This is a genomic window from Kitasatospora sp. NPDC096204 (assembly GCF_044763205.1).
Taxonomy (GTDB): Bacteria; Actinomycetota; Actinomycetes; order Streptomycetales; family Streptomycetaceae; genus Kitasatospora.
In genome coordinates this window covers 1-15729 of the sequence record NZ_JBIWFT010000053.1, presented here as the reverse complement: position 1 = coordinate 15729, position 15729 = coordinate 1, and the positions used below count along the sequence as shown (strand labels likewise).

The window sequence follows — 15729 nt, the reverse complement described above, 5'->3', positions numbered from 1 at the left end:
CCCGGCGTTCCGCTACTCCTCCCAGGGCCAGTGGGCGTTCGCCCCGGCCTCCAGGAGGGGGATCAGCCGGAAGGCCGCGTCGCTCAGGCCGCCGAAGGTGTGCCGGTGGGCGCCGCCGCTGGGGCCGTGGCCCGTGGCGTAGCCGGCCAGGTTCCAGGTGTAGACGGGCACGTGCGCCGGGACGGCGGCGAGCGGGTCGCCGCCCCAGTGGTTCGGGCCGGTCTGCTCGTCGGTGACGATCACCACCCGGTCGTGGCCGCGGTAGTGGGTGCGGACGGCGTCGGCGGTGTTGGTGCCGCCGAGGTCGGAGAAACGGTCCAGCACCCGCAGCACCGCCTCCCCCCGGCCCACCTCGACCACCCGGCTGGTGGTGCCGAACTCGACCAGGTCCGCCCTGGCGGCCCGGACCTTCAGCGCGGTGCCGAAGATCGCCGCCGAGTCGGCCCGGTTGAGCTCGGTCGGCCCGCCGGAGCGGTCGAACATCGAACCGGATCGGTCCACCAGGACCAGCGTCCGGCCGGGCAGTTCGGGCACGTTGGCCAGCGAGTGGCCGAGCGCGGTCTCCAGCGCGTGCCCCCAGCGCAGCGAGGTCACGTTGCGGTGCGCGGCCAGGTAGCGGAACGGGAACTGGCGCGAGCGCCGCACCTCGTCCTTGTCGGAGATCCGCCGGGCCACCTCGGCCGCGACGGCGTCCGAGACGCCGGCCCGGTCGAAGTTGCGCAGGTTCCGCACCAGCGCCATCGGTCCCATGGAGGGGATGACCGCCTCCCAGACCGCGGCGTCCAGCGGCCCCTGCAGCCAGCCCGCCAGCGCCTCCCAGGTCAGCCCGGCGGCGGCCAGCCGCTCGGCGCCGCCCTCGGCGGTCACCGCTGCCCGGCGTTCCTCGACGGGCAGCGCGAGCAGCGCCCGGTTGGCGGTCAGCATCCGGTCGGCGGTCGGCGGGACGGCCTCCTCCGGCCGGTGGCGGCGGTCCAGCGCGTACGCGAACAGGGCGCCCTGCCACTCCTTCCCGGGGGCCGGCGAGGGGTGGGTCAGCTCGATCACGTCGCCGAAGCGGTAGCCCTTGCCCGCGGTGTCGTACTTGAGCAGCGAGCGGGCGTCGTACAGGTGCCGGACGGCGTCCGCGACACCGCGCTTGAGCGGCTTGGGCAGCGCCCGGCCGTAGCGCGAGGTCCAGTAGGCGAGCAGCTCGCCGGGCTCGTCGGCGCGCCGCAGCACCGCCGCGACGGCCTGCCGGGAGTGGCCGTGGGCACCCGCGTCCAGCCGGGCCCGGGTGAACTCAGCGGCGCCGACCAGGGCGGCGGTGCGCATCCGGGCGCCGTACCGCAGCCAGCGCAGCAGCCCGAGGGTCCACTCCGGCTCGGCGACGGCGAGTTCGCGCACCAGCGCGGTGTAGCGGTCGTCGCGCTCGCCGCCGCGCTCGTGGAAGGTGTCCTGGCCGACCATGTTGGCCACCGCGAGCAGGAAGAGCTCGGACTTGCGGTCCCGGACGAATCCGGTGCCGCCGTTGTGGTTGACGGTGCGCCGGCCGGTGGTGGTCACCGGCGAGCTCGGACTCGCCTTGGTCCTGCGGAAGTTGAACCTGGACATGCGGCAGCCCCCCTCGGCCTGCTGGTGTCAGTGGGGAGGGAGGCATGCCGCGGCCAGGGGTGCCCGAGATCGTGCCGGCCGCGGGGCGGCCGACGTCGGCGGAGGTGTATGCCTTGTGCTCTACCGGATTGAGCTAGCGGCCGCGCTCGCGCACGGCACGCCCGGGACTTGAACCCGGAACCGCAAGATCCGAAGTAACCCCCGCCTGCGCACCGGGCACTCCGGGGCGCGGTGCCTCCCGAGATCAGGGATGGCGGCGGTGTTTCGCGGGCTCGAACCGCAGCGTCCTACGGACGCCTCACCAAGAAGTAACCGCTGCCGTCGCACCGGGAGGTGCGGAATCTATTCACGTGTGGGTGTCCAGAGATCGAAGGCGGCTGAGGTGACGAAGCTGCTCTGGCCGGCTGAGCTACACCGGTACGGAGCACCGGTGACGGGATTCGAACCCGCGACCTGCCCATTTGGAGTGGAAGTAACCTCTGCCTGCGCACCTGGACGGGAGAAACCCTAGCCAGGCCCCTCCCGCCGCCGCACCCCATTTACCGCCGGGATCCACCGGCGGGCCCGGATCGTGGCCCCGGGCCCGCACGCCGGGCGCATACGCCGCGCGCGCCTGGCGGGTACGCCGCTCACGCCGGGGCGACGATCACCGCCCGGGCCCGCTCGGTCAACTCCCGTACCCGGCGTTCACCCTGGAAGGGCTCCAGCCGCCGCAGCATCTCCACCACGTACTCCCGGCTGCGTTGCGAGGAGATCCGGCCGGCCACCTCGACGGCGCGTTCGCCGGCGGCGACCGCGGCGTCCAGGTTGCCCGCCTCCGCCTCGGCCATCGCCGAGACCACCAGCCGCAGGCCGTGCGAGCGGACGAAGCCCTCGGTGGGCGTGGCCAGCGCCTCGCGGGTGAACTGCCGGACCTTGGAGGGCACTCCGAGGTCGCGGAAGCACTCGGCGGCGTCGGCGGCGAGCCGGTCGTAGGCGTAGAAGTCGATCCACGCCGGATCGGGATCCCCGGCACGCGCCCGTTCGAGAGCGCTCTCCGCCGCGCCGAGCGCCGTCGCACACGCCGCCGCGTTGCGCGCCTTGGCCTGGGCCCTGGCCTCCACCAGGTGGAAGAAGCTCATGGTGCGGGCGGTGGCCAGGCCCCGGTTGCGCTCCAGAGCGGCCTGGGCGAGGTCCACCGCCTCCTCGGCGAAGCCCCGGTAGCCCGCCTGGAGGCTCATCGAGGCCAGCACGTAGCCGCCGAGCGGCACGTCGGCGGCGGCCCGGGCGAGCCGCAGCGCCTGGATGTAGTAGCGCTGGGCGGCCTCGTGCTGTCCGGTGTCGAAGGCCATCCAGCCGGCCAGTCTGGTCAGTTCGGCGGTCGCGCCGAACAGTGCCCGGCCGACGGCGTCGCTGTACGAGGCGAGCAGCAGCGGCGCCGCCTCCACCCGCAGGCACTCCGGCACCATCGACGAACGCCAGTCCCCGCCGCCGTACTTGGAGTCCCAGCGGCGGGCCTCCTGGGCGGCCTCGCGGAGCTTGGCGGCGTCCGAGTGGCCGACCCGGTAGGAGGAGGTGTCGGTGGGGGAGCGCGGGACCTCGCGGGCCACCGAGCCGTCCGCCGGGTTGATCAGCCAGCGGGAGACGGGGGTCGCGTAGGCGGCGACCGAGAAGGTGCCGGCCAGGCTGTCGCTCCAGCGGCCGCCGCCGGGGCCCCGGCGCAGGTCGAGGTCGACCCGCCACAGGTCGGTCGCGGAGCGGACCGCGTCGGCGACCTCGCGCGGGAAGGCCAGGCCGAGTTCGGGCGCCGGGTCGGTGTCGCCCAGGCCGATCTCCTCCAGCGGGACGGGCCGGCCGAGCTTGCCGCCGATCGCGGTGGCGATCAGGTGCGGGACGGGCCCCTGCGGCACCATGCCCTTGCTGACCCAGCGGGCCACCGAGGTCTTGTCGTAGCGCAGGGTCAACCCGCGTTGGGCGCCGAGGTCGTTGACCCTGCGGGCCAGCCCGGCGTTGCTGATCTGGGCGAGGGTCAGGAGCGTGCCGAGCCGTTCGTTCGGTCCACGTGGGCTGACGGTCATGGTGGCGGCTGCACCTCCTGCGGCCTTGTGCGCGGGGCCCGGGCGGCACCGGGTCGTAGCTGCAGTACCTAGCGTAGTCGGACGCGTTCCGACGGTTAAGAGGTCGCATTCCGGATGGCGGGATCGCGCACTCGGCGGTGCCGCACCGGAGTTGGTCCGGACCACTCGGATCCGGCCGACCGCGCGGCGCTCCGGAGCCTCGTGCTCCGGTCCCGTGTTCACATGCGCCCGGCCGTGCCCCCTGGCCCGACCGGCAGGTCGGCGATTCGCTGGTGGTCGTGGGTCGGCCTGCCGTCGAGGACCCGGCGGGCCGGGGAAGCCGCCGCCTCAATCCCCGCGGGTGGCGGTGAAGTCCGGGAGGGCATGCGGATGCCCTCCCGGGCCGGGCGACGCCTTTCGGCCATCTCGCGATGCCCATGTCAAAGGTGTTCGCGGGCGGTTCCGGGTCGGGGAGGGGGAGGCCCGGCCCGCCCGTCCCCCGGGGAGCCGGGCGGATCGAACTCACCTCCGGCGCACGGAACTTGCCCGCCCGGAGTGATCGGGAGGGGGCGAAGGAGGCCCGACCCGGAGCGGTCCGGGAGAGCCCGCCCCCGTCCGCGGTCGTGGCCGCGGCGGCCGTCGAACGGTCGGTTCGAACGGAAACGGAACCCGGAACACCGACCACGGCGGCGCCCCGCGGTGGCACGATGTCTCCTGACGGCGCGTCGAGCTGCGGGGGCACGCCGGGACGCGCGCGGGCCGGTCCGGCACCCCACCCGGCCGCCCGGCGGCGGCGAACGCGTCGTACGGATGCAGGTCCTCGTCCGGTGGAGGCGCGATGCGGTGGCTGACGGGCTGGTGCACGGGCGCGCCGAGCGCGGGCACCCCGGCGCACGAGACGCTCGGCAGGGTCGAGCCGATCGCCGCGCGCCCCCTGTGGGCCGGGCCCGACCCGCTCTGGGCCGTCGGCGACTGGCGCCCCGGGGAGATCCGCCTGGTCACCCTCCGCCCCGGCGCCCCCGCCGTGGTCAGCACCGGCCCCACCGCCCCCGACCAGGTCGAGGACACCCCCGCCACCTCCCGGCTCGCCGTCCTCGGCCACTGCGGCGCCACCGACGCCGAACTCGCCGCCGGCCTCGCCGCCGCCCGCGGCGGCGCCGTCCGCCACCTGACCGCCTGGCCCGGCAGCTACACCGTCGTGCTGCGCTCCGGCACCCGCTCCACCCTGCTGCTCACCGACCTCGCCGGCGCCCGGCCCGTCTTCCACACCCCGTGGGCCGGCGGCACCGCGTACGCCACCGCCGCCCTGCCGCTCGCCGACCTGGTCGGCGCCCCGCTCGACACCGGCCACCTCGCCGCCCGGCTCGCCTGCCCCGAGTCCCCCGAGGCGCTCGGCACCGGCACCCCGTACCTGGACGTCCAGCGGGTGCCGCCCGGCCACGTGCTCGGCATCCGCGGCGGCCGCCCGTACCTGTCCGGCTACGACGACCCGGCCGGCGCCGAGCAGCCGCGCGACGAGGCGCCCGCCGTCCGCGAACTCACCCGTGCCCTGCTGGAGTCCGTCCGCTCCCGGGTCCGCACCCCCACCCCGGCCATCGATCCGGCCGGGCGGGCCCGGCTCGGCGTCGACCTCTCGTACGGGACGGCCTCCGCGACCGTCGCGCTGCTCGCCGCCGCCGTCCCGCTGCCGCCGGCGCCGAGGGCCGCCGCGTCCACGGCGCCCCTTCCGGCGGCCCGGGCCGCCGCCGGGGCCAGGAGCGGCGCGGTCAAGGGCTCCTGGGCCCGCGCCACCGCCCGGGAACCCGCCGCCCCCGAGCAGCTGGCCGCCGTCACCCTCGGCGAGACCGAGCCCCCGGCAGGGCTCGCGCTCGCCCCCGACACCCCGCGGCTGCGGCACACCGTGCTCGACCCCGGCCCTGACACCCTCCCGTACGCCGGGCTGGACGCCGACCCGCAGTCCGGCCGGCTCACCGACGAGCCGGGGCCCGAACTCGTCGCCGCCGCCCGGGCCGAGGCCCGCTTCGACGCCGGCGGCACCGACCACCTCACCGGCTACGGCGCCCGCCAGGTCCTGGACGGGCACCCGGCCCGGCTCGCCGACCTGATCCGGGCCGGCCGGCCGCGCGAACTCCTGCCCCCGGTCGTCGCGCTGGCCGGCGCCGACCGGGCGGCCGCGGGCGTCCTCACCGGCACGCTGCGCACCCCGCTCACCGTGCTCCGGGCCGCCCACCGGCTCTCCCGGGTCCGCTACGCGGAGGCACTGGACGAGGTGGCCGCCAGGCTGACCGCCCGCCACGTCCCGGACGGCGACGGCACGGCGGGGGCCCGCTCGGCCGTCGACCTCGCCTGGTGCGTGCCCGGCCCGGCCGCCCGCTGGCTCTCCGACGAGGCGCTCTCCTCGGTCGCGCTGCGGCTGCGCCTGGCGGCGCGCAGACCGGCGCCCGAGGAGAACCCCGGTGCGCACCGGGCCCGGCACGCCCTCTACCGGCAGGCGCGCTCCTTCCGCACCCTCGTGCACGCCGCCGAACAGCCCGGCCAGCGGCTGCACGCGCCCTTCCTCGACAACCAGGTGGTGCGCGCCGCCCGGCTGCTGCCCGACGACGTCCGCCTCCAGCCCGGCGCCCGGCACGCCCTCCTGCACGCCGTTCTCACCGGCGCCGGCCGCACCGACCTGCCCTCCGACTGGGGCCGCAGCCCCCGCCCCGACCGCACCGCCCCCACCCGCGCCGGCCTGCGCCTCGCCGCCGACGGACTCGCCGAACTCTTCGACGCACCGCTGCTCGCCGAAGCCGGCCTGATCGACCTTCCCGCTGTCCGGGCCGACCTCGCCCGCTCCGCCGACCCCGCCACCCCGCTCTCCCCGGTCGCCCTCGCCGGCCTCGCGGACCTCGTCTCCACCGAGCTGTGGCTGCGCCGCGTCCGCGCCCGCCGCCACGGCGCCTGCTGGACCGGCCTGCCCACCCCCCGCCAACCCGCGCTCACCTCCTGACACCACCGGCCGCGTCCCTGGCGCTGCCCGCCACCCCGTCCGGCGAGCCGTGGTCGCGTCGCATTCGTGCCCGCCGCCACGGCGCCTGTCGGACCGGACCGCGCACCCCCGCGGCCACGTCCCGGCCGCCCGCCCGCCGACCACTGCTCGGGAGCCTGCCCGCGCACCGACCGGACCGTCCTCGGGCGGCCGCCCGAGGACGGTCGACGGGCGCGATGGCGACCGTGCTTCCGCCAGGCGCTGCGGCCGGGCAGGGGCCGGGCCCCGCTTGCGGTCCCGGCCTGCTCCCCGGGCGCCGGTCGTACGCCCAGCCGCCCGGCCGAGGCCAGGACGACCGGGTCGACGCCCTCCCTCGCCCCGGTCGTCCGGCGGTGGGCCGCCGGACGCTTCCGCCTCGGCCCGAGCCATCGCCGGGGGCACCCGGGTCGTGCCCTCCCGTTCCCCGGCCGCAGGGCCCCGGCCCTCCTGTACGTCGGCCCCGGTCTGCGGCGCGGGCCGCTCCCCTCGTCCCTCCGGCGGCGGGCCCTGGCCACCAGCTGTTCCCCCGTCCCCCGGCCCGCTGGCCGCAGGGCCCCGGCCCTCCCGTGCGTCGGCCCCGGTCTGCGGCGCGGTTGCCGGGCCCGGGTGGGCGGGACGGTGATGATGGCGGGGGTGTGGGTCCGGGGCGAGGAGGGTGTGCGGTGGCCGGTGGGAGCGCGGGGCGGGACGTGCCGGTTGTGCTGTCGGTGCTGGGGCGTCCGCCGTCGGGGCGGCCGCCGGGGGTGCTGGCGGCGTGCGACGGGTCGGACGGGTCGCTGTGGGCGCTGGACCGGGCGATGACGGAGGCCGAGGTGTTCGGGCTGCCGCTGTACGTGCTCGCCGTGGTCAACCCGGCGCCGGCCGGCTACCCGCCGGGCATGGCGGAGCTGGTGCAGGAGAGCGTGGAGACGCTGGTCGAGAGCATGGCCGACGGGCTGCGCCGCTCGGTGGCCGCCGTGCAGCGCCAGCGCCCCGCGCCGTACGCGGGGGAGCTGTCGCTGCACGTGGTGCTGGGCAACGTGATCGAGGTGCTGCTGGAGGCGGCGACCCGGCAGCACACGCTGGTGGTCGGCACCCGGGGCAACGGAGGCTTCGCCCGGCTGCTGATGGGCTCGGTGAGTTCGGCGGTCGTGCACCACGCGGCCTGCCCGGTGCTGGTGGTCCCGGCGCCGCCCGCGGCCTGATCGACGGGGTGCCGGGAATGTACCGAGATGGTTCACCGTTCACCCATCTTGTCCACACCTGACAAGACGCCCCTGGAGCCCCCCGCATGAAGGTCGAGATCTGGTCCGACATCGCCTGTCCCTGGTGCTACATCGGCAAGCGCCGTTTCGAGCAGGCCCTGGCGGACTTCCCGGGCCGGGAGCGGGTCGAGGTCGTCTACCGCCCGTACCAGCTGGTCCCGGACGCCCCCGAGACCGCGAGCCCGCACCGCGCCTGGCTGGCCGAGCGCTACGGCCCGCAGTCGGTGGCGATGGACGCGCGGGTGGCCGAGCTGGGCCGCGCCGAGGGCATCACGTACGACTTCGACGCCGCGCTGCACGCCAACACCTTCCTGGGCCACCGCCTGCTGCACCTCGCCGAGGTCGAGTACGGCCCGGCCGTCCAGGGCCGGCTGAAGGAGGCGCTGCTGAAGGCGCACTTCACCGACGGCGTCGACGTCGGCGACCGCGCCGCGCTGACCGACGTCGCCGTCTCGGCCGGCCTGGACCGCGACCGGGTGGCGGCCTACCTGGCGGGCGACGAGGGCACCGCCGAGGTCGACGCCCAGCTGGCCGAGGGCCGGGAGCTGGGCATCAGCGCCGTGCCGACCTTCGTCTTCGAGGGCAAGTGGGCCGTCCAGGGCGGCCAGGACGCGGCGACCTTCCGCAAGGTGCTGGAGCAGGTCGCCACCGAGATCGGCGAGCGCCGCCCCGCCCCGGTGCAGGTCGCCCCGGCCGGGGAGGCCTGCGCGGACGGCTCCTGCGCCATCTGACGGTCAACGCCACCCGACGGTCACCGTCGGCACGCGAGGCCCGAGGCCCGTTCCAGGACCCCTGGAGCGGGCCTCGGGTCATGACCGCCCCGACCACGTCCGGGTCACGAGCACCGGAAGCGGGCCTGGGCCCAGTCCGCGACGTTCAGCGCCGACCAGATCCCGTTCACCGGTGTGACCGTCAGCTTGACCGACTTCTGCCCGGCCAGCGGCACGTGCACCGGCACCGCGTCGTCGCCGACGGCCAGTGTGCGGGAACGCCACAGGGTGCTGCCGTCGGAACCCTGGACGCTGAAGACGACCCCGCCCGGTGAGAGCGTCGCGTCGTCCACCCCGGCCACCGCGTCGAAGGACGTGCAGGTGCGGTTGAGGTCGATCACGGTGCTCGCCGGGGCGTGCACGGTGATCGCGTGCGGGTGGTAGTCGCCGCCGATCCAGCCGCCGTCACGCTGCCAGAAGTTGTCGCTGCCCTTCTGCCGGATGCTCGGCTCGGGGGGCGGCACCCGGTTGTTGCCGGGCTTCAGCACGGGCAGCGAGTCGCCCCAGAAGTCGCTGAGCACCGGCGGCGTCGGCGTGCTGACGGTCGGGGTCGGCACCGGCGGCAGGGTGGGCGTCGGGATGACCGGCACGTCGGGCGTGGGCAGCGGCGGCAGGGTCGGCACGGTGACGACCGGGGGAGTGAAGCTCGGCGCCGGTGGCTTCGGGCTGCCGGATGCGGGTGTTCCGGGCTGCGGCGCCCGGTCGGTGGCGGGCGGCGGAACCGGCGTGGACTTGGCGGCCGCCTTGGCCTCGGGGCTCGCCGCGGGCGCCCCCGGGGCCGCGGCGGCGGCGCTGGACGCCGGGGCCGGAGCCGCCGTGGGCGCGGGTGCGGGTGCGGGCGGGGCCGCCGGCGTCCCGGGTGCGGCGGCGGCCGGCGCGCTGGGGGCCGGGGGAGCGGCCGCCGGGGGCTTCGGCTCGGGCGAGCCGGTGAACGCGTACGCGGCGACGGCGGCCGCGGCCACCGCGATGGCGGCGACGATCCCGGCCTTGGCCGCGGTGCCCAGGCCTTCGCCGACCGCGGCGGCACCGGCCCCGCCGGAGGCCGCCCCGGTCGAGCCTGCGGCAGCCGTGCCGGCGGCCGCACCGGCCGCCGCCCCCGAGGACCCGGAGGCCGCGGCGGCCGTCCCGGCCGCTGCCGCACCGCCGACGGCGGCGGCACCGCCCACGGCGGCCGCGGCGGCGCCGAACCCGCCGACGCCGATCCAGACGAGCACCCCGCCGGGCAGCAGGGCGCGCAGCCCGGTGTTGATCTCGGTCAGTTCGAGGCAGGCCGCCGTGCAGCGGTCGCACTCCTGGAGGTGCCGGCCGACCTCCGCCGAGGCCCGCTTGCGCAGCGAGCCGCGCGCGTACGCCCCGAGCCGGTTGGCGTACGCCTCGCACGCCCGGTCCTGGCTGCCCGAGACGTGCGCCTGGAGGAACGCGGCGGCGAGCCGGTCCCGGGCCCGGTGGGCCTGGACGGCGGTGGCGTTGGCGGTCTTGCCGAGCATCACCGCGACGGTCTTCGGGGATTCCCGCTCGACCTCGGTGTGCCAGAGCACCACCCGGTCGTCCTCGGGCAGTTCGGCGTAGGCCTGCATGACCATCCGCTGGTCGGCCATCGCCATCGCCCAGGCGTCGGCGCCCGGGTCGGCGAGGTCGACGTCGACCACGGCGGCCGAGGTCTGCGCGAACACGGCGAAGTCGTCGACGAGTTGCTCGCGCCGCTCGCTGCGGTGCCAGGCGGCGGCGACGTTGCGCACGGCGGTCAGCAGGTACGCGCGGACGGCGAACTCGGGGCCCTTGCCCGCCCGCAGCGCCTGCAGGGTGCGGGCGAACACCTCGCCCGCGAGGTCCTCGGCGGTGAAGCTGTCCCGGCAGCAGGTGCGCGCGTAGCGGCGCACCGAGTCGGCGTGCCGGCGGTAGATCTCCTCGTACGCGGTGTCGTCGCCGGCCCGCACCCGGGCGGTCAACTCGGCGTCGGAGGCGGGGCGCTCGCCGTCCACCGGATCGGCGGGGGCGGGCACGGTCGGCCGGGCGGTCCGGCCGTCGCCGGTGAACGGTCCGCCGACGAACGCCTCGGGGGAGACACCGCCGCGGCCCGCCGGGGCCTGCCCGGGCACCCGGCCCGGGGGCAGCGCGGAGGCGGAGAGCGTCTCGCGGCTGGGCATCCCGGCCTGGTCGGGGACGTGTCCGGCGGCCGTGCCCGGTGCGGAGCCCGGCACTTGGGCCGCCCCGCCGGTCTTGCCGAGGCTGCAGGGGCCCGCGGCGGACCCCTCGGCGCCGTCACCGGAGAGGCCTCCGAAGTCGAGCCCGTACCCGTAGTCGTTCTGTTCCTCGGCGCTCACAACGGACCCCAGATTCCACGACAGCCCCCGTAGTGTGGCAGCGCGCGCGGGCGTGCGTGGGCGCACGGTTCCCCGGCGTACGGCGCCGACGGCGCGCGAACGGCGCGCATCGGGACATTGGCTCCAACCACGGGCAAAGGATGGCATAGCGCAGGGGCGGGCGGTAGCCGGAGCGACCGCCTTCCACCCCTCCGAGGGGCCGTCGCGGGAGTGTTCGCCCAGCGTGCGGCGGTGGGGTGTGCGACTCCCACACCCGGCGCGCGCACCCGGGCCGCGCGCCGGTCCTTCCTTCAACTCCCGTGCCCGCCGGGCGTGGCGGACCGGCCGGCCGACGGGCGTCAGCGCTCCCGCAGACCGTCCAGCAGGATCTGCAGCAGTCGGTCCGAGGGCCCGGCCACCGGTTGACCGTCCGTCTGCGGAGAAATCGGCGAGAAACCGCCGGCCGCCGGCGCGGAGAGCGACGGACGGACCGCGTGCACCGGCACCGAGGCGGTCAGCACCAGCACCACGTCCGACACCGTGACGCCCGGCCGCAGTTCGCCCGCGGCACCGGCCCGCGCCACCAGGGCGGCCAGCAACTGAAGCAGCAGCCGGGGGTCGGCGTCGGCCGCCGACGGCTCGACCACCCCGCCGGAGCGGGCCTCCTCGCCCCGCAGGTCGAAGCGGACCGCCGCGGGCTGTTCCACCGTCCGCTGCTCGGGCACCCGGCCCAGCTCCTCCGCGTAACGGAACGCCTCCGGCGGCAGCAGCCGCCCGGCACCGCTGCTCACCGCGCGGGCCAGGTAGCCGGCCAGCGCGTCCCAGGCGCCGTCACCGCCGTACAGCGACTCCCGCGCCTGGGCGGTCAGCCACGCCACCTCCTCGGCGGCGATCCGCTGGACCAGCACCTCCTTGCTCGGGAAGCGCCGGTAGACGGTGCCGACCCCGACCCCGGCCCGGCGCGCGACCTCCTCCATCGGCGCGCCGTAGCCGAACTCGCCGAACACCTCGCGGGCCGCCCGCAGCACGCTCTCCAGGTTCCGCCGGGCGTCCACCCGCAGCCTGGCCCCGGGCACCGCCGCGGCGGCCGCCGCCGGCTCGGCCCGGTACGGCACGGCCGCCTGGACCGTGCCGAGCTGCCCGAGCCCGCTCTGCGACGGCAGCTCCACCGGGCCGCGTTGCTCGGGCACCATGCCCGGCCCGGCCTGCGGTGCGACCGCCCGCCCCAACACCTGCTCCTGATCCATCATCCCAGCTCTCCCCCGCAGGCGTCCGAAACCGGACCCTGTCGTCGCCGGCCCCTGCACCCCCCGGTGCAGCTCAGCCCGTCAGAAATGACCCGATGACCCATTGCTCGTGCCGCCCGTCCCGATCCGGTGACCACGGTTCGTGCCGCCGTGCCGGGTCCACCTCCGGCTCGGCGCGTCGGCACCGTCCGGGGCCCTGTCCGGGAACTACCCTTCCCCGGATGACTGTCCCCCAGTCGGGTTTACACGCCAACGCTGGAACTGGCCGTAGTGGCCGCTCCACGGTGCGTCGCCGCCGATTGTCATGGCGACGGCCGCCCCGGTACACAATCCGACCATAGTTCACCAGTCTCCGAGGCCGAAAGTGCGTCAGAAAGTCGCCCAGTAGGCACAACTGGCCACGGTGGTCACTCGCGTCGCAACCAGCCCCGTACGGACTGTGGACAAGACCGCCTCCGCCGGTCCTTCATAGGGGGCGTGATGGGGGGACACACCCGGCCGCGGGGCGGCCGGGGACGAAACGTCGCATCGGCAGGAGGCGCACCATCAGGATCCTGATCGCCGGCGGCGGCTGCGCCGGAACGGCCGCCGCACTCCACCTCCAGCGCGCCCTGCGGGAACGGCTGCGGCGCGGCGAGGTGGAGATCACCGTCGTCGAGCCCCAGGCCTACTTCACCTACCACCCGCTGCTGGCCGAGGTGGCGGCCGGCTCGATCGACCCGAGACACGTGGTCGTGCCGCTGCGCCGGGTCCTGCCGGACTGCCGGGTGGTCACCGCCCGGATCACCCGGATCGAACACGCCGCCCGGCGCGCCCTGGCCGACGCCGCCGGCCCCGGCGAACCCCCCGCCCCGGTCGAACTGCCCTACGACGTCCTCGTGGTGGCCCCCGGCTCGGTCTCCCGCACGGCTCCGGTGCCCGGGCTCGCCGAACACGGCCTCGGCTTCTCCACCGTCGGCGAGGCGGTGGGCCTGCGCGACCATGTCCTGGAGCAGCTCGACCTGGCCTCCGCCACCCGTGACCCGGCGCTGCGCCAGTCCGCGCTCACCTTCGTCTTCGTCGGCGCCGGCTACGCGGGCGTCGGCGCGCTCGCCGAACTGGAGGACATGGCCCGCACCGCCGTGCGCGGCTACCACAACGTCGGCGCCGAGGACCTGCGCTGGATCCTGGTCGAGGCGACCGGCCGGATCCTCGCCGGGGAGTCGCCCGAACTCGCCGAACACACCCTGGGCGAACTGCGCGAGCGCGGCGTCGACGTCCGGCTGCGCACCACCCTGGAGTCCGCCGCCGACCGGGTCGTGGCGCTCTCCGACGGCAGCCGCTTCGGCGCCCGCACCCTGGTCTGGACGGCGGGCGTCCGGCCGTCCCCGCTGTTGCGTGAGACCGACCTGCCGCTGGACACCCTCGGCCGGGTGCGGTGCCTGGCGACCCTGCAGGCCGTCGGACCGGACGGACGCGCCCTGCCCGGGGTCTGGGCGGCCGGCGACTGCGCCGCCGTACCCGACCCGAACGCGGACGGCGCCCCCTGCGCCCCCAACGCCCAGCACGCGTTCGCCCAGGCCGAGTTGCTCGCCCGCAACGTCGTGGTGGCGCTGGACGGCGGGCCGCACGACCCCCGCCTGGCCGACTACCGGCCGGGACCCGCCGCCTGCTCGACCTCGCTCGGCCCGCGCCGGGCCGTCGCGCACACCCGGCGGGGCGGCACGCTCACCGGCCGCCGGGCGTGGTGGCTGCACCGGGCCCGGCACCTGCGGCGGCTGCCGAGCGCCGAACGCCGGGTGCGGGTGCTGATGGACTGGGTGCTCGGCGGGGTGTTCTCCCGCGAGGTGGTCTCGCTGGGCGCGACGGAGCACCCGCGTTCGGCCTTCGAGGGAGGGTTCGACCCGAAGACCGGGCGGCGGTCCGACGCCGGCCCGGATGCCCCCCGGTGACCGCGCCCGCCGGGCCGGCCCGGCAGTCGTCCGGACGGCCACGCCGGGCGTGCGACTTCCGGAACCGGGCCTCCGCCTGACAGGATCAGCCCGACCTGGTCATTACCCCTTGTGGTGCTGCGCACACAAAAAGTGATGATATGCCTGGAAAACGAGGAAGCGGCCGTCGTTTGAACCTCATGCGCTGGAGCGCCCGGCTCGCCGGAGTCCCCTGGCGTGCCCTCCCGCCCACCGGGACCGGCACCGAGGACGGTGCGCCCTGCCCCGAGGGCGTCGTCGTGCCCAGTCCCCGGGACCCGACCGGCCCCGCCGCCCCCGCCGAGCTCCTCGACCCGCACAAGCCGCAGAACCTGCGCGAGGTGCTCAACCGCATCCCCGCCCCGGTCGCCGTCACCTACGGCCCGCTCCACCAGCTCGGCTACGCCAACCGCGCGTACCGCGAACTCTTCGGCGAACGCCCCACCGGCCTGCCGGCCGCGGAGGCGCTCCCCGAACTCGCCACCATGGGCGTCCTGCCCCTGATGGACCAGGTCATCCGGGGCGGCCGCCCGCGCAGCGTCAAGGCCCGCTGCATCCTGGGCCTCACCGGCAACCGCTACTACAACGTCTCCTGCGTCCCGCTCGGCGCCGGGGAGAGCGGCGACACCCCCGTCGAGGGGCAACCCGCCGGAGTGCTGATCTTCGCCGCCGAGGTCACCGACCAGGTCCTCGCCGCCGCCCGCCTGCGCGAGGCCGAACGCCGCCAGCGCGAGGCCGCCGTCACCCTCCAGCGCAGCCTGCTCCCGCAGAAGCTCGACCAGCCGGCCGGCCTGCGGGTCGCCGCCACCTACCAACCGGGCGGCGCCGAGGCCGCGGTCGGCGGCGACTGGTACGACGTCATCGCCATCGACGGCGGGCGCACGGCCCTCGTCATCGGTGACGTCATGGGCCGCGGCCTGCGCGCCGCCGCCGTCATGGGCCAGCTGCGCACCGCCGTCCGCGCCTACGCCCGCCTCGACCTGCCCCCGCACGAGGTCATGCGCCTGCTCGACGGCCTCGCCATGGAGATCGACGCCAACCAGATCGCCACCTGCACCTACGCCGTCTGGGACCCGCAGCGCCGCACCCTCTCCTACGCCTCCGCCGGACACCTGCCCGTCCTGCTGCGCTGCCCCGACGGCACCATCCTGCGCAGCGAGGAACAGAACGGCCCGCCGCTCGGCACCGGCGGAGGCCTGCACGTCTCCCACACCCTGCGCCTGCTCCCCGGCACGACCGGCGTCCTCTATACCGACGGACTGGTCGAACGTCGCGACGAGGACATCGACCAGGGCCTCGACCTCCTGGCCCGCACCCTGACCGGAGCGATCGGCGCCCCCGAGGTGGTCTGCGCCCGGCTGCTGCGGGCGATGGGCGTGACCTCCGAGCACGACGACGACGTCGCCGTCCTGGCCTTCCAGCTGCCGGCGGAAGAGAGAGCCGGAAATCCGCTTGCGCCGCTTGACCCGGAGGGTCCAGAGGTCTAATGTTCTTCGAGCTGCCTGGCAGGGAGCACCGGACACGCACCGCGCGGACGGTCCCGGGGCAGCCAATCCTCTGAAACACCACTTCCGGTTCGTGCC

8 protein-coding genes and 1 pseudogene are annotated in these 15729 nt (G+C 76.3%); 5 read left to right on the top strand and 4 right to left on the bottom strand.

Annotated features, from left to right (window positions below):
* Window positions 1–12: 12 nt before the first annotated feature.
* On the bottom strand, window positions 13–1590 hold the full coding sequence (locus ACIQ87_RS36495) for a TROVE domain-containing protein (RefSeq protein WP_402415669.1): 1578 nt from the start codon (window positions 1588–1590) through the stop codon (window positions 13–15).
* A 629-nt stretch (window positions 1591–2219) separates the two neighbouring features.
* The gene (locus ACIQ87_RS36490) at window positions 2220–3647 is read right to left on the bottom strand and encodes an MFS transporter (protein WP_402415666.1); all 1428 of its coding nucleotides are present in this window, start codon (window positions 3645–3647) and stop codon (window positions 2220–2222) included.
* A gap of 817 nt (window positions 3648–4464) precedes the next feature.
* Between ACIQ87_RS36490 and ACIQ87_RS36485 the strand changes: the two genes are divergently transcribed.
* The 3 genes from ACIQ87_RS36485 to ACIQ87_RS36475 all read left to right on the top strand — a co-directional run bounded on the left by ACIQ87_RS36485 (window position 4465) and on the right by ACIQ87_RS36475 (window position 8608).
* On the top strand, window positions 4465–6615 hold the full coding sequence (locus tag ACIQ87_RS36485; RefSeq protein ID WP_402415663.1) for an asparagine synthase-related protein: 2151 nt from the start codon (window positions 4465–4467) through the stop codon (window positions 6613–6615).
* 680 nt (window positions 6616–7295) lie between these two features.
* Complete coding sequence (locus ACIQ87_RS36480) at window positions 7296–7817, top strand: universal stress protein (protein WP_402415660.1); 522 nt, start codon at window positions 7296–7298, stop codon at window positions 7815–7817.
* Between the two features lie 86 nt (window positions 7818–7903).
* On the top strand, window positions 7904–8608 hold the full coding sequence (locus ACIQ87_RS36475; protein ID WP_402415659.1) for a DsbA family oxidoreductase: 705 nt from the start codon (window positions 7904–7906) through the stop codon (window positions 8606–8608).
* A 104-nt stretch (window positions 8609–8712) separates the two neighbouring features.
* Here the strand turns inward: ACIQ87_RS36475 and ACIQ87_RS36470 are convergent, their stop codons facing one another.
* Both ACIQ87_RS36470 and ACIQ87_RS36465 read right to left on the bottom strand, forming a co-directional pair.
* Window positions 8713–10971, bottom strand: coding sequence for a sigma-70 family RNA polymerase sigma factor (locus ACIQ87_RS36470; RefSeq protein WP_402415656.1), 2259 nt, complete (start codon window positions 10969–10971; stop codon window positions 8713–8715).
* 338 nt (window positions 10972–11309) lie between these two features.
* Window positions 11310–12200, bottom strand: coding sequence for a TetR/AcrR family transcriptional regulator (locus ACIQ87_RS36465; RefSeq protein ID WP_402415653.1), 891 nt, complete (start codon window positions 12198–12200; stop codon window positions 11310–11312).
* Between the two features lie 542 nt (window positions 12201–12742).
* Here ACIQ87_RS36465 and ACIQ87_RS36460 point away from each other — a divergent pair.
* Both ACIQ87_RS36460 and ACIQ87_RS36455 read left to right on the top strand, forming a co-directional pair.
* Window positions 12743–14128 (top strand): NAD(P)/FAD-dependent oxidoreductase, encoded by a 1386-nt coding sequence (locus tag ACIQ87_RS36460; protein WP_402415772.1) that lies wholly within the window; start codon window positions 12743–12745, stop codon window positions 14126–14128.
* A gap of 170 nt (window positions 14129–14298) precedes the next feature.
* Window positions 14299–15576 (top strand): annotated as a pseudogene (locus ACIQ87_RS36455) (SpoIIE family protein phosphatase); the annotation flags it as partial.
* Window positions 15577–15729 lie beyond the last annotated feature (153 nt).

Excerpts from the sequence above, each read along its gene's own strand:
- ACIQ87_RS36495 (WP_402415669.1), bottom strand. The coding sequence starts at position 1,590 with ATGTCCAGGTTCAACTTCCGCAGGACCAAGGCGAGTCCGAGCTCGCCG.
- ACIQ87_RS36490 (WP_402415666.1), bottom strand. The coding sequence starts at position 3,647 with ATGACCGTCAGCCCACGTGGACCGAACGAACGGCTCGGCACGCTCCTG.
- ACIQ87_RS36485 (WP_402415663.1), top strand. The coding sequence starts at position 4,465 with ATGCGGTGGCTGACGGGCTGGTGCACGGGCGCGCCGAGCGCGGGCACC.
- ACIQ87_RS36475 (WP_402415659.1), top strand. The coding sequence starts at position 7,904 with ATGAAGGTCGAGATCTGGTCCGACATCGCCTGTCCCTGGTGCTACATC.
- ACIQ87_RS36465 (WP_402415653.1), bottom strand. The coding sequence starts at position 12,200 with ATGATGGATCAGGAGCAGGTGTTGGGGCGGGCGGTCGCACCGCAGGCC.